Genomic DNA, 14,212 nt, shown 5'->3' with positions numbered 1-14,212 from the left:
GGAGGTTGGAATTGTGAAAGAAACAAAAATAAATACCAATTCTAATAAAAAGAAATTTTATATTTTAAATTCTTTATCCGCTGCTGTATTAATAGTATCATTTTTATTCATAACCTTTTCTTACATCGAATCTTGGAAAAAGGAGCTTTACAATGTTTTCGAAACTTTCACCGAAGCACTTACATATCCTTCTTGGACTTTGAATAAAAATCTTGTTGAGATGACTATGACCCCTATGATAAAGAAAAAAGACATAATATCAATTACGGTTTACGATGATAAATGCGAAGTTCTTGGAAAAATATCAAAATCTGAGAGTATAACAATGATCCATTCGATATTCGGCCTTCGCACAAAATTTAAAGAATATTTGATGGATTACAAAGGATTCCTTGCTGGAAAAGTTGTTTTTGAATATTCGGATATTGAACCTGCAAAATTACTTTTCATCATATCTATGATATTTGTGGCGCTTTATTTTGTAATCTTCTTGCTTTTGAAAAATATTGAAAAAAGTGAAAAACTCAAGAATCTTATTTCTGAACTAAATGAAGCGAATTCGGAACTTGAGGTAACTTTATCCGAACTTGAGGAAACACAACAGAGAGTTATAAACTCGGAGAAAATGGCAGTACTTGGCAAATTGATGATAAACATCGCCCACGATGTTAATACTCCAATAGGAATAATATATTCTTCCTTAACGGATATCAAAGATAGGATTAAAAATATTACCGAAAAGTTAGCCAGCGAAGAATTAACAGAAGAAGAATTAAGAGAATGCTTGAATACTTGCAACGACTTGGTTGATATTATGATAAGAAATGCACAAAGAATAAGAGACCTTGTTCAAAGTCTGAAGAGAGTAGCTGTGAATGAGCTTACCCAAACTGTTTCTACCGTAAAAATTAAAGATGTTGTTAACGATGTACTGAACGCTATGCATCCGAAATTGAGAAAAACAAAAATATCTATAAAAGTAGATGTGCCAGACGATTTAGAAATGAAAACCGTTCCTGGTGCATGGGCACAGATATTGATGAACTTAATCGATAATTCCATCATACACGGTTTTGAATACGATAATCCTGGAGAGATAGTTGTAAAGTTCGAAAAAATTAATAGCAAGGTTTTAATGATTTTCTCTGACAATGGAAAAGGTATGAACGAAGAAACAAAAAGACGCGCGTTTGAGCCTTTCTATACAACTGACACATTCTCAGGTAGTGGATTAGGTTTAAGTATCGTTTATCAGCTTGTGACAGAGTTACTAAGAGGAGAAATAACATTGGAAAGTGAGGAAGGCAAGGGAACAACATTTAAGATTTTGGTACCCTGTGAAATTTGAAAATCTGAATTTTTAACAGGGGGTGAATAAATCTTGGCGTTGGAATTTTTAAAGAAAAAGGCTGAGCAAAAGATATACAATGAGCCTTGGAAAATACTTGTTGTAGACGATGAACCTGATATCCACGCAGTCACGTCTCTGATAGCCAAAGATATAATTTTTGAGTCACGCCCTGTAAAAATATACAGCGCTTACTCTGCTTCTGAGGCAATGGAGATTTTGAAAAATGTCGAAGATATAGCCGTTGCTTTGATAGACGTTGTCATGGAAAGCGATAATTCTGGGTTAACGTTGGTTCAGTTCATAAGGGAAGAACTTGATAATAAGAAAATGCGGCTAGTAATAAGAACCGGTCAACCAGGTTACGCTCCACCAAGAGAGATAATATTAAGGTATGATATAAATGACTATCGTGAAAAATCTGAGCTTTCAAGCAACGCTCTTTTCACATTGATTGTCTCTAAGCTTAGAGAATATAAATACATAACCTTTCTCGAAACACAGAAAAAATTACTTGAAAGGTTAAATTTCTACACATCTCGCTTTTCTAACCAATTAGCTGAACAAGAGTATATAGACGTACTAAACGAAGCCGTGGATAATGTTTCGTTGATATTAAACAATAACTTTAGTATATCATATGAACTTTTATCAAACAACGAAAAAGAATTAAATCGAAACTCTCATCTTACTTGGAGCTCTGAAAAAAGTTTGAATTTAAAATTTAGAACCAAAATAGACGAATACATAAAAATATCTATTGAATTCTCAAAGCCATTCGATGAAATATATAAAAATCTAATAGAAATGTTCTTCGAAAAGTTTGTTCTTGTTATGGAAAACCATTTGTTAACTCAAGACCTTATAGACACACTTTATAAAATTGTATACATTATATCAGAAGTTACAGAGACGAGGTCGTCTGAGACTGGAGAACACGTACAACGCATAGGTAAGATAGCAAAGATGTTGATTCCGTTTTTTGGTTACAACGATGAAGTCGCGAGTATGTTTGAAATAGCGGCTATGCTCCATGATGTTGGAAAGATAGGTATTCCAGATAGTATACTTAACAAGCCTGGGCAATTGTCAAAAGAAGAATTCGAAATTATGAAAACACACACGTTAATTGGTTATAGAATCCTTTCCACAATCGATCACCCAATTTTTCAACTCGCAAGTACGGTTGCGTTAAACCATCATGAAAATTGGGATGGTAGTGGATATCCAAATAGCTTAAAAGGCGAAGAAATTCCTTTGGAAGCAAGGATAGTGAGTTTGATAGATGTCTTTGACGCGTTGTTGTCAGATAGGGTTTACAGACCTGCTTGGAAGGAAGAAGAAGTGATTAAGTACATAAAAGAAAATGTTGGGAAGAAATTTGATCCAAAAGTTGCGAAGGTGTTCTTTGATTCGTACGAGGAAATAAGAAAAATGTATTTTCAATAAATAGTTATTAACTCCTTCAATTTCTCATACGTTTTTTCACCAATGCCTTTTACATTTTTAATCTCCTCAATCGATTTGAACTTTCCAACCTTTTCCCTATAATCAATAATTGCCTGGGCTTTGGAAGGACCTATCCCAGGCAATTTTTGTAATTCTTCTAAATTAGCTGTGTTTATATTAATCTTTTCTGGTGAAATATTTTTGTTGCCATTTTGGCTTTGATTATTTTGAGTTGTGCTTTGAGTTGTACTTGGCGTGTTGTTTGCCATATTAACCGTATTAACCGTGCTAACAGTTATCCTATCTTTTATTTTTTCGAATGTCTTCGGACCAATCCCCGATACGTTCATTAAATCTTCCGGCTTAGAAAACGGTTGCTTTTCCCTATATTCAACTATAGCTCTTGCTTTAGAAGGACCTATTCCAGGAAGTGTCTGCAATTGTTCAACACTGGCTGTGTTCAAATCAATAATTGGTGAAGCGTATTCTCTTTTTTGAAAATTCGCTTCTTTAACAGAAGTGTTGACTTGTTGTTCTTTCTGAGCCAAAACTTTGGAATAATAAAAAGGTCTATAAAATATACTCAAGATAACTATCAACAATGCAAACAAAATAAAGAAACTTTTTTCATCTTTTATACTTCTTACTTTCTCCCAAATCCCCCTGAGAAAGTCCACTAAAAAATCCTCCCCATAGATTCTGTGATTTATCATTTACCTATTTTCGTTACTTTTGCACCTTTTACGTATCCGTATTTTGAAAGTTCAACCCAATCTTGAGAATAATAAAAGCTTTTCGCCTTGTCTTCACGTGTAAAAACACCTAAACAAATAACATATCCATTAGCTGTACTTATACTAAACGAGCTTATACCAAGGGCTCTAAAATTAACAACAGATTTGAACGCTTCCTTCGAATCTTTGATAGGTTCAGTTATTACCGTGTAAGCACTCTGCATAGGTTTTACCTCTGGCATAACATTCGACAATGTCAACACAACGTATGATTTGTTATCTTGATCTATAACGTAATTCTGAGTTGATTTAGCTATTTTTAGAGCATTCTCTCCATCTACACTGTAGACATACACATTACTCATCGCAGACGAGGGAAGATTTTCCGCCATCCTTGAAACTAATAAATTATAGTCAAACTTTGTTAAATCCTTTAGATATTTATTCTCTTCCGACTGGGCAATTTGATTTTGCTGATTATCCGTCTGCATCGATACTTCCGTTGCAGGCTTTGTTGATGTTGTTGATTTTAAATCTTCACCAATTTCATTGTTGGGCTTTGTCACCAGTATTTTAATTTCTGAGGTTTGTTGGTTTTCTTTTGGTTCATCAGGTGAATCAGTTGGTGATTCAAATACTGTGATAGTTGTTTCGCTATTTGGAAATTTATTAGTGATGTCTTTAGCACTTTCAAGTATTATGGTTGTTTCCGTTGCAGTGTTAATTACCTTTTCTACAGGTGGTTTGTTTTCTGGTGTTATCTCCTTAACAACAACTTCCACCTGTGATTTTTGGATTTTAAGATAAAATGCGTACAAAGCTAACGTTATAGTCGCCAAACTGAAGAATATTATTATCCAAGAAAGAATTTTCAAGTCAAAATCTGTGACTTCGCGCCATCTTCTCGAGCCGATTTTTGAGCTAAATTTTGGACCAACTGGAATATTCTTTTTCACCTTTATTCAAGCCCCTCTTCACAATATTTCATAGTCAATTGTATAGAGGCTTCCACATCTGGTTCAAACACCATTTCGCTTGGTGTATGTATATACCTTGTTGGGATTGATATTGTAGCGCTTGGAATACCAGCTTTTGTTGCTTGATAACCAGCAGCGTCAGTTCCACCGAATATTAGTACTTCCATTTGATGCGGTATGTTATACTTTTCAGCAATTTCTTTGAGCTTGTTAACGATATGTCTGTTACTTATAGAGGCCATGTCTTTCACCTTTATACATGCGCCTTTACCCAATTCCATTGGTATTCTCTTCATACCTTTTGGAGTGTCTCCAACAGCGGTAACGTCAAGAGCTACCGCTACGTCTGGATTTATATCGTAACCGGCAACGTAAGCACCTATAAGCCCTACTTCTTCTTGTACCGCGAATACGCCGTATATGGTATTCTTCGGCGAACCTAACCTTCTAAGCGTCTCTATTAAAACAGCGCAACCTATTCTATCATCCATGGATTTACTAACCATGTATTCACCTTGCTTGTAAAAATAGCTGTCAAATGTTCCAAACGTCCCTATTGGACATATCTTTTCCGCTTCTTCTCTCGATTTTGCACCTATGTCAACAAATAACTTCTCAAATGATAACTTTTGAATATTAAATTGCAATTCTTCGGACGTTTCGCCTTCAACGCCCACAATACCTATAATATCACCAAATTTCAATCTCGATTGGTAAATTGTATAAGGCGAAACTCCACCCACCCTGTCTATTTTTAAAAAGCCTCTGTCGTCAATATTTGTCACAACAACTCCTATTTCATCCATATGTGCGTCGAGTAATATTTTCTTATCGCTCTTTCCATTTTTCCATACTATGAGGTTTCCAAGTTTGTCTATTTTGTAACCATCGATGTACCCCTCAAGCTCTTCAAGAATAATGTTCGTAATTTCCGACTCTCGTCCACTTGGACTTTTCGCCATCGTTAATCTTTTTACCAAATCTGCTAAATTCATAGATTTTGCCATTTTCCAAACACCCCCAAATTTTTGCATTATTATTTTACTAATTTGATGAAGACACTTACTTTAAAATTATACCACACTTTTTTTATAATCTTCAATATTCATTAAGTGTTAAAGTCTTTGGTATTTCTTCTATTTTTTAATTTGTTTCAGACATATCAACTTTATCTTTTATCTTCACAGGTAATTGAATGTAAAACAATGTATACATAGAGTACATTTATTTTCGTTTATCAAATGATATAATTATAATTTGGAAAACTCTTAGAATTGAAAAAGGAGGAAAAAATACAGTGGGTATCTCCCTTGATATATTAAATGAATGCACATTGTGCCCAAGGATGTGTAAAGTAGATAGAAGAGAAAAAATAGGTGTTTGTACGGTAGGTTATCTACCTAAAGTTTCAAATATAGTTTTACATAAGGGCGAGGAACCGCCTTTATCTGGCGAAAATGGTGCAGGTGCTGTTTTCTTTTCTGGTTGTCCTATGAAATGTATTTACTGCCAAAATATGGGATTTTCTCAAAAAGGTGTAGGATTTGAGATAACTTTAGAAGAACTCGCGAATGCTTTTCTTAAAGTTCAACAGGCTGGAGCGAAAACTCTCGACTTAGTTACACCAACACCTCATATCCCTTGGATTTTAATGGCTCTTGACATAGCTAAAGAAAACGGATTTAATCTCCCTGTTGTATACAATACGTCAAGCTATGAAAGAGTTGAAATTTTAAAAGAACTATCTGGTTATGTAGATATCTATTTAGCTGACATACGTTACACAGATAACGCATATGGTTTAAGATATTCAAAAGTTGAAAATTATTGGGATATAGCTCAAAAAGCAATTGAAGAGATGTACAATCAAGTCGGCCCATTTGATGAAGAAAAGATGAAAGGACTCATAATAAGAATTCTTGTTATGCCAAACAAAGTAAGTGGACACGAAAAAGCCTTAGAATTCATAGCGAATCTGGATAAGAGAATCCCAGTAGCTTTGATGTCTCAGTACATACCACATTTCGGGGCAAAGAATGATACGTTGATAGGAAGGAAAATAACAAAAAAAGAGTATGAAGATGCCCTTGACAAACTTATTGAACTCGATCTGGATGGTTGGATGCAACTTGATGAAAAAGAAAGAGTCACAACCTTTCCAATAGATTGGAGATGTGAAAAGTGATGAAATCAGCAATTGGTATAGACCCATCAAGCACACTTCCAATATCTGTTACAAAATCATGCCCTATGAATTGTGGACATTGTGGTGGGCATTATATAAAACATATGGTGCATATAGATGATATTGAAAAGTATTTAGACAGGTACAATTCTTTTCTTGTAAGCGGTGGTATGTTCCCAAGTGGCGAGATACCTTTCAAGCCTTATCTTGAAAAACTTCGCCAGTTGAAAGAAACTCATGATTTAAAATATAATTTTCACATAGGATTTCCAAAAAATCCACCATATGAACTTGAGGGAATCGCCGATGTTATTAGTTTTGATTTCTTTGGCGATAAAGATGTACTTAAAGAACTTTACGGCATAGATAGAACACCTGAAGAAATATTGGATTCTATATTGCCTTTGAATGTGAAAAAAGTACCGCATGTAACAATAGGTGTAATATGTGGTAAAATTACACATGAACCAAAGGCTATAGATATTCTCTCTGAATATTTCAATTCAATTGTTCTTAACATTTTCATACCAACTACCGGTACGAAATACAGTGACTGCCAACCACCATTACTTGAAGAGGTGGAGAAAATTTTTGATTTGGCTTCAAAAAAGTTTGAGAAAATAACATTAGGTTGTATGCAACCAAAAGGAGATTATAGAAAAAAATTACAAGAAATTGTGTCAAATTACGCAAATTTTATAGTAAAACCTTTTGATAAGAATTATGCTTTTGACGGTTGTTGTGCGTTTTATCAATAAAAATTAGTAATTTGAAAATATCGAATAGATAAAGATAAGCTTGGAGGTGCGTTTATGCGCAAGAATATTCTTGATTTTAGTTACGAAGAGTTAGTTGACGAATTTTCAAAAATTGGGTTAGAGAAATTTAGGGTTGACCAAGTTTGGGACTGGATTTACAAAAAGCATGAATTCGATTTTGATAAAATGACAAATCTTTCAAAAGAACATAGAAACACTCTTTCTGAAAGGTTTTATATTTACGTCCCTGAACTTTTAGATATGCAGATTTCCCAAATAGATAAAACAACAAAATTCTTATGGAAACTTGAAGATGATAACACGATAGAATCCGTTTTACTTTTCCACCCAGATAGGGTTACAGCGTGTATATCAACACAAGTCGGATGCCCAGCTAAATGTGCGTTTTGCGCAACCGGGCAAAGTGGATTTGTTAGGAACTTATCCGCAGGAGAAATAGTATCACAAATTATAGCCATGGAGAAACACAGAAAAGTGAATATAGGGAATATCGTTTACATGGGAATGGGTGAACCATTACTTAACTACAAAGAAGTTGTAAAAAGCGTGAAAATGTTGAATCATAAAAAAGGTAAGAATATAAGCATGAGGAGGATTTCCATATCAACAGTTGGGATTCCCGAAAAAATTGTTGAACTCGCACAAGATTTACCAGAAGTAAAACTCGCAATTTCTTTACATGCACCAAATAATTATAAAAGAGATATTATTGTGCCTATGAACAAAAAATACTCAGTTGAAGAGATAATACAATCAGCGAAAGAATATCAGAAGATAACAAAGAATAGAGTCACGTTTGAGTACATACTTATAAGAGAATTTAACGATTTCGTCGACGATGCTGAAAAACTCGCTGAGTTACTCAAAGGAATGGGGGCCTATGTGAATTTAATTCCGGTAAATCCGGTCCCATCTTCAGGGGAACTGAAATTTGAAAGACCACACCATTGGGCAATAGAGAGATTCAAAGAAGTTTTAGATAAACACAATATAGAAAATGAGATTAGGAGAGAAAAAGGGACAGATATAGACGCTGCATGTGGTCAACTTAGAAGAAGATATATAACTAATAAAAAATAACCAAAAAGTGAAAAGGAGGAATAAAATTTGATAGATAAAAGAGTTAGAAAAGATTCGTTTAATAGAAAATTTGGAAAAAAAGGTGGATTCTTCGTACAATTTACAACAACTTTTTCATTAATCATAATCGGTTTAATAATCGGCATAATCTTTGGCTCATTACTGTTTTACTTTAATATTTACATAAAAGCAAGGCGCGGAACTGTCATTTTAGAAAACTATATCAATCAAGATTCCAAAGTAGCTAGTGAGATATTGAAAAATAAGGGCTTTAAGGTAATAGTTATTGGTGGAGAAGGAAAAGTGATTAAAATGGATCCACCACCAAATACAAGAGTTAAGATTAGAAGTGAAGTTAAACTCTTCACGGAAAGTATTAAGACAGTTACGATGGAATTACCTGACTTTAAATACGCTTGGTATAAAACTGTACAAACTATATTGAGAGAAGTGAACATAATACCATCTGTTAGATATGTACCAGCATCAGAGTTTTATGGAACGGTAATCTCTACGTCTCCAACTCCGAAAAGTCAAGTTAAGAGTTGGGATAGTATAACTTTATTTGTAAGTTCCGGAAGTTCTTCCATTTCCAATCAATCAAACCAAAACGAAGGTATTAATCAAGAAGGTATTAATCAAGAAGAGAGTAGTACCTCAAGTACTCCTATAGAAATTATTCCTCCAAGCGTTGATGTAAAAAATTATGAAGAGGTCCAGCAATCAACTGAACCAAATTCAGGTAATACTTCTCAACCAATACAAATACAACCTGATCAAAATAACCAATCTTCAACAGAAAGTACAGAAAATGGAATTGGAACAGAAGGAGGGCAATTTTAGTGAGCGATACAGTTATTAATAAAGCTTTGAGAAGGAGAGGGATAGTCGTTAAGTTTTATTCAAATCTTTTAGTGGTCGAGGACATTGAAACAGGAGAACAATTTCTATGCAAATTACGTGGGAAATTTAAAAAGCAGGGGATAAGACCAATAACAGGCGATATAGTGGAATACACAAAAATTGTCGGAAATGAAGGCGTTGTTGAGAATATATTAAATAGAAAATCTGAACTAAAAAAACCAAGCGTAGCTAATATTGATCAGGTAATTATAGTAACAACTATAGATAAGCCTGCAGTCCCACTTGATATATTGGATAGATTCATCGTTTTAGTGGAATACGAGGGACTTCCAATTGTTATAGTGTTGAACAAGGTAGATTTGCTAAAAGAAGAACAAATAAAAGAATTCGAGAGTATTTACAAAAAACTTTACCCCGTAGTAAAGACAAGTGCGATGACAGGTTATGGTATAGAAGAATTAAAACAGCAACTTTCGGGAAAAATATCTGTTTTTGCCGGTATGTCTGGTGTTGGAAAAAGTAGTTTGCTCAATTCGATTGAAAATAATTTGAAATTAAGAACTGGTGAGATTTCCGAAAAGCTTGGCAGAGGAAAGCATACAACCACCGCCGCAGAGTTACTAAGGTTATCATTTGGTGGTTGGGTTGTAGATACACCTGGTTTCGCAAGCTTAGATATAGACCATATTTCTGAAAATATTTTAAGAGAACTTTTTATAGAATTTGAAAATGATAAATGCTATTTCCCAGATTGCTATCATATAGATGAACCGGGATGCCACGTAAAAGAAATGGTCAAAAAAGGAAAAATTCCATATTCACGATACGAAAGCTATCAAAGGATGCTAGAAGAACTTCAAGAGCTCAGAAAAGAAGCTTTGGAGTAGTTTTCATTAAAATCGAAAATTAATCACTAAACCTTTCGGTAAGTTTTTTGAATAAAGCATTTATCTTTAATTGTAAGGATGTGTTAATTATAGATGGCATATTAAAATCAATGTATCCTTCTTTTAAGGCATTTTCATATATTTTCTCTAATTTTTCAACCATTGTGTTCATCGACCAATACTTTTCAACGTATTCGACACCTTTGTGTTTTAGTGTTTCTTTCATTGATAACGCTTTTTCTATAGCCTCGTAAAATTCGTCCTCGCTAACGCCTGTTGTGATAGCACCTTCACCGTTTACAAGCACATTTGCAACACCTTTATAAGCAATTGCAACAACAGGTGTTCCACTTGCAAGAGACTCAAGTACAACTAAGCCTTGCGTCTCTGTTAAAGAAGCAAAGACAAACAAATCAGAAGCTTTATAATAATCTTTTATCTTTTGATGTGGCACGTATCCTGTAAAAACAACCCTGTTTTTGATTCCTATATCTTCAGAGTATTGTTCCAATTCTTTTCTCTCAGGGCCATCACCTACAACCATAAACCATACGTCTTGATGGTTATTCATATATTTCCCAACGACTTTAAATAGGAACTCTAAATTCTTTTCCTTCGCAAGCCTTCCTGCGTACATTAATAAAATAGCATCTTTTGGAATGTTAAATAATTTTCTTACATCCTCTTCAGCAGGTTTAGAAAACTCGATAGTATCTATACCTGTTGGTATAACTTCTATAGGCCTTTCAACTTTGTACTTCAATAATTCTTCTTCTATTTCTTTCGTTGGTGCAATAACAAAATTAACTTTATTGCAGAACCATCGTGAAAATTCTTCAACAGTCTTTCGATCAGGTGTAAAAGGGGGTGGAACATAATGACGATATTCGGTTAGTAAAGTATGGTATGTATGGATGTGTGGAATTTTTAAATCTTTTTGGACCTTCAAAGCTCTCATCCCTAAAGCGAACGGATCATGACTATGAATAATTTCAATATTATTATTCTTAGCAAATTCCAATATTTTCAAATGATTTGCAAAAACTATCCTATGTTGCTTTTCCAAAAGAAAAGGTACCCCAGGAATAACTAATACTTTTTTATCGTTATCTGGTGAAACTGGGGCAACAACAAAAACCTCGTGCCCTTTCATTTCAAGGTATTTTTTAGACAAATATATCGATGTCGCAACACCGTTTATCTGTGGTAAATACGTATCTGACACCATCAGTATATTCATTTTTTATCAACCTTTCTCTTAAATCCAAAATGTGGATCAACAATATTCAAATACCAAAAGATTGAAATAAACAGTGCTCCAAGCAAACCTGCCGATGTTACAAAACCAAATTCTCTTAGCAACTGTCCACCAGCAATTAAAAAACTTGCGAAAGATACTACTGTCGTGAGTATAGACATTATAATTGCCTTCTCAGTTTTTATAATACTTTCTCGACCAAATTTAATGCTGTGATCGATCTCCACAAGGCTATCAACACCTATCCCAAGAAAGATTGGCAAGACGATGAAAGTAATAAACGTTGTTTTTATTCCAACAAGGTATGAAATTCCAAAAGCAGAAAGAGTATTTAAGACTGTTAAAACAATAATAGCAATTGACCTTTTGAAATTTTTAAAATCTATGTACAAAATTATAAGTTCTACAATAAACACTAGAACAAAAACCCAAATTGTGGAATTAATTAATTCTTCAATTATGTTGTAAAAAAGCGCTGTGTAGCCGTAAACTTTGTAATTTCCGACAGAATTAAAGAATTTCTTAATATTATTTCCTTCCCAAATATTAATTGATGGGGTTACATAGGCAAGCAGGTATCTATTACCGTTTATATCCTTATAGAATAAACTAGGAATGTCTTTCTCCATTAGATTAAATAAATCCTGAGTGGTGGAAATATTTTTTATAACATCGACTGTTGATACAAAACTTTCGTAAAGACCATATTTTTTGAAAATTACCTCAAGAATTGGTATATTGGTCAACTGAAGAACTTGGACATAGATATTCGATTTTTCCTTAGCTATTTTCTCTGGGTCTTGTATGAATGAAAGAATAGAAAAGTCTGCATTAATAATATTTTTTTCTTTCAATTTAGAAAGAGTCATGGTTAATTTTTGAACATCTGGTTCCGCTATAACAACGTCGCTTGCACCAACCGCTCCGAATTTCTTAGATATTAATTCGGAAGTTATTGTGGATTCTGAGTTTTTGGAAATTAAACTCGAAGCAGTATATGAGAAATTCATTACTGAATATATACCAACCAAAGCAAACAAAATAGTAGCAAAGATTGTAAAAATGTATATTATTCTGCTTCTTCTTATTAAATCAACAACGCGTATATAAGTTTCTCGTTCTCTTCTTTTGAATTTGTTTAAAAGCTTGTAATGAGCTATAGGAACAAATGTATTGAAAGTAAAGAAATATATAGCTATACCTACAGATACTGATATACCCATTTGTTTTATAGCATTTGAAGGGCTTAAAACCATAATAGCAAAAGCTATTGCAGTTGTTAACATGGAAATGAATGATGGTCTAAAATTCTCTATAAACGCATCTACTATGCTTTTCTCACTAACTCCCTCTACACTAAATCTCTCCTGAATCCTTGTAACTATGTACATCGCATAATCAATTCCTAATCCAAGCAACATAGCATTAACAAAGGTAGTTACTATATTTAATTCCCGCAAGAGCAGTGCTATCACACCTAAACTTATAGCCATGGACATCAGAAGACCGACGAAAAGCAAGATCAATTCCAAAAGATTTCCAAAACCTAAAATAAGCACAATTACAATTCCAATGATTGAAATAATACTTGTGATAGTAAAGTCTTTGGATGCTTGTTTATTCGCCTCATACGTCCCCATTACTCCACCAGAAAATTTTATCTCTACACCGTATTTTTTCTCTATTTTTTTAACTTCATTCTTTAAATTTTCCACACATTCAGTAACGAACTTCACATCGGACATAGGCTTTGAAATAGAAAAATTCATAACTAAAAGATCGTTATTTGGTGATGTCAAATAATATTTTTTGATACCACTTTTTTTCACAAGTTCTTCAAGATAACTGTTTAAATCGTAAAGCGCATTACCTATGTTTCTCCAAAATCTAAAATCAACAAGTGTGCGTGGCTCAATTTTCGCTAAACTTTGGTAATAATTCAAACTTTCTGAGATAGAACCTTCGCTTATCGATAGCATACCGTATTTAACTAACGTTTCTGGATTATCAAAAGCTTCAGCTTGATGAATATAAGGTGTGCTTTCAAATAATCTTTTTAAATCTGAAGCTATAGCATCAAAATTTTTATTTTCAACATTTAAAATTGCAACAAGCAGAGTATTGGAAGTCACTTTTTCATTGGTGTACTTCACAAGATCTTTAAATCTCGGATCATCTTTTGGAGCCAGTCCTGTTATATCAGCATTAATTTTTAACCCAAAAAGAGAGTAAAGTCCTAATAAAATGGATAGTATAACTAATATTAATAAAACTCTATTAGAATTTTTTAATATAAATTCCACGTATTTTTTTGAGAACTTTTCCAATTTTCATACCCTCCATATTAAAAATAGTATTATAGCTGATCCATTAAATATTATTACAGGGTATCTTTTTTTGAAATTTGGAAGTATAAGATTAGAAATTGCATAGCATATAACAAACGAGGAATAAAATGAGCGACCATATCACCCTACCAAAAACGCTATAATCGGCACAAGAGAATACAATATCGTTCTCTGGACTTCTTTAAAAACATCCTCAAGATTGAGAAACATGCTCGAAAAAAATACAAGAGAAGGAATATACAACAAAAAAAAGTTGAAAACATAATTGTCGAGCAAAAATATCTCAAGATGAAGTTTTTTTGC

At 33.5% G+C, this 14,212-nt stretch carries 12 protein-coding genes; 7 read left to right on the top strand and 5 right to left on the bottom strand.

The window, feature by feature from the left end; translation table 11 throughout:
* Positions 1 to 13 precede the first annotated feature (13 nt).
* Positions 14 to 1,348, top strand: coding sequence for a sensor histidine kinase (locus tag FNOD_RS08860; protein WP_011994832.1), 1,335 nt, complete (start codon positions 14 to 16; stop codon positions 1,346 to 1,348).
* Positions 1,349 to 1,381: 33 nt separating this feature from the next.
* The gene (locus tag FNOD_RS08855; protein WP_011994831.1) at positions 1,382 to 2,797 is read left to right on the top strand and encodes an HD domain-containing phosphohydrolase; all 1,416 of its coding nucleotides are present in this window, start codon (positions 1,382 to 1,384) and stop codon (positions 2,795 to 2,797) included.
* Here FNOD_RS08855 and FNOD_RS09940 read toward each other — a convergent pair.
* The 3 genes from FNOD_RS09940 to FNOD_RS08840 are packed head-to-tail and all read right to left on the bottom strand — an operon-like array spanning position 2,791 to position 5,515.
* On the bottom strand, positions 2,791 to 3,474 hold the full coding sequence (locus FNOD_RS09940; protein ID WP_011994830.1) for a ComEA family DNA-binding protein: 684 nt from the start codon (positions 3,472 to 3,474) through the stop codon (positions 2,791 to 2,793). The two genes, FNOD_RS08855 and FNOD_RS09940, sit on opposite strands and share 7 nt — an antisense overlap.
* 32 nt (positions 3,475 to 3,506) lie before the next feature.
* Positions 3,507 to 4,487 carry a hypothetical protein gene (locus FNOD_RS08845; protein WP_011994829.1) on the bottom strand — a complete coding sequence of 327 codons (981 nt, stop codon included), beginning with the start codon at positions 4,485 to 4,487 and terminating at the stop codon, positions 3,507 to 3,509.
* 2 nt (positions 4,488 to 4,489) lie between these two features.
* Positions 4,490 to 5,515, bottom strand: a complete 1,026-nt coding sequence (locus FNOD_RS08840) for a M42 family metallopeptidase (protein WP_011994828.1) — start codon at positions 5,513 to 5,515, stop codon at positions 4,490 to 4,492.
* Positions 5,516 to 5,805: 290 nt separating this feature from the next.
* On the opposite strand from FNOD_RS08840, the gene FNOD_RS08835 reads away from it, so the two are divergent.
* Genes FNOD_RS08835 through rsgA form a run of 5 tightly spaced genes read left to right on the top strand, consistent with a single transcriptional unit; the run spans position 5,806 to position 10,303 of the window.
* Entirely contained in the window at positions 5,806 to 6,693 is an 888-nt protein-coding gene (locus tag FNOD_RS08835) for a radical SAM protein (protein WP_011994827.1), read from the top strand.
* Positions 6,693 to 7,451, top strand: a complete 759-nt coding sequence (locus FNOD_RS08830) for a radical SAM protein (protein ID WP_011994826.1) — start codon at positions 6,693 to 6,695, stop codon at positions 7,449 to 7,451. The genes FNOD_RS08835 and FNOD_RS08830 overlap by 1 nt, the downstream gene beginning before the upstream one ends.
* Before the next feature lie 54 nt (positions 7,452 to 7,505).
* Positions 7,506 to 8,552 (top strand): dual-specificity RNA methyltransferase RlmN, encoded by a 1,047-nt coding sequence (gene rlmN / locus FNOD_RS08825; protein WP_011994825.1) that lies wholly within the window; start codon positions 7,506 to 7,508, stop codon positions 8,550 to 8,552.
* Positions 8,553 to 8,579: 27 nt separating this feature from the next.
* Complete coding sequence (locus FNOD_RS08820; protein ID WP_011994824.1) at positions 8,580 to 9,395, top strand: PASTA domain-containing protein; 816 nt, start codon at positions 8,580 to 8,582, stop codon at positions 9,393 to 9,395.
* Positions 9,395 to 10,303: a ribosome small subunit-dependent GTPase A gene (rsgA, locus tag FNOD_RS08815; RefSeq protein ID WP_011994823.1), complete on the top strand. Its 909-nt coding sequence runs from the start codon at positions 9,395 to 9,397 to the stop codon at positions 10,301 to 10,303. The genes FNOD_RS08820 and rsgA overlap by 1 nt, the downstream gene beginning before the upstream one ends.
* A gap of 19 nt (positions 10,304 to 10,322) precedes the next feature.
* Here rsgA and FNOD_RS08810 read toward each other — a convergent pair whose 3' ends face one another.
* Positions 10,323 to 11,543 carry a glycosyltransferase family 4 protein gene (locus tag FNOD_RS08810; RefSeq protein ID WP_011994822.1) on the bottom strand — a complete coding sequence of 407 codons (1,221 nt, stop codon included), beginning with the start codon at positions 11,541 to 11,543 and terminating at the stop codon, positions 10,323 to 10,325.
* Positions 11,540 to 13,888: an efflux RND transporter permease subunit gene (locus FNOD_RS08805; protein WP_011994821.1), complete on the bottom strand. Its 2,349-nt coding sequence runs from the start codon at positions 13,886 to 13,888 to the stop codon at positions 11,540 to 11,542. The genes FNOD_RS08810 and FNOD_RS08805 overlap by 4 nt, the downstream gene beginning before the upstream one ends.
* Positions 13,889 to 14,212: the final 324 nt, after the last annotated feature.

It is taken from the genome of Fervidobacterium nodosum Rt17-B1 (assembly GCF_000017545.1).
Taxonomy (GTDB): domain Bacteria; phylum Thermotogota; class Thermotogae; order Thermotogales; family Fervidobacteriaceae; genus Fervidobacterium; species Fervidobacterium nodosum.
This window is presented reverse-complemented; position numbering and strand designations above follow the sequence as displayed.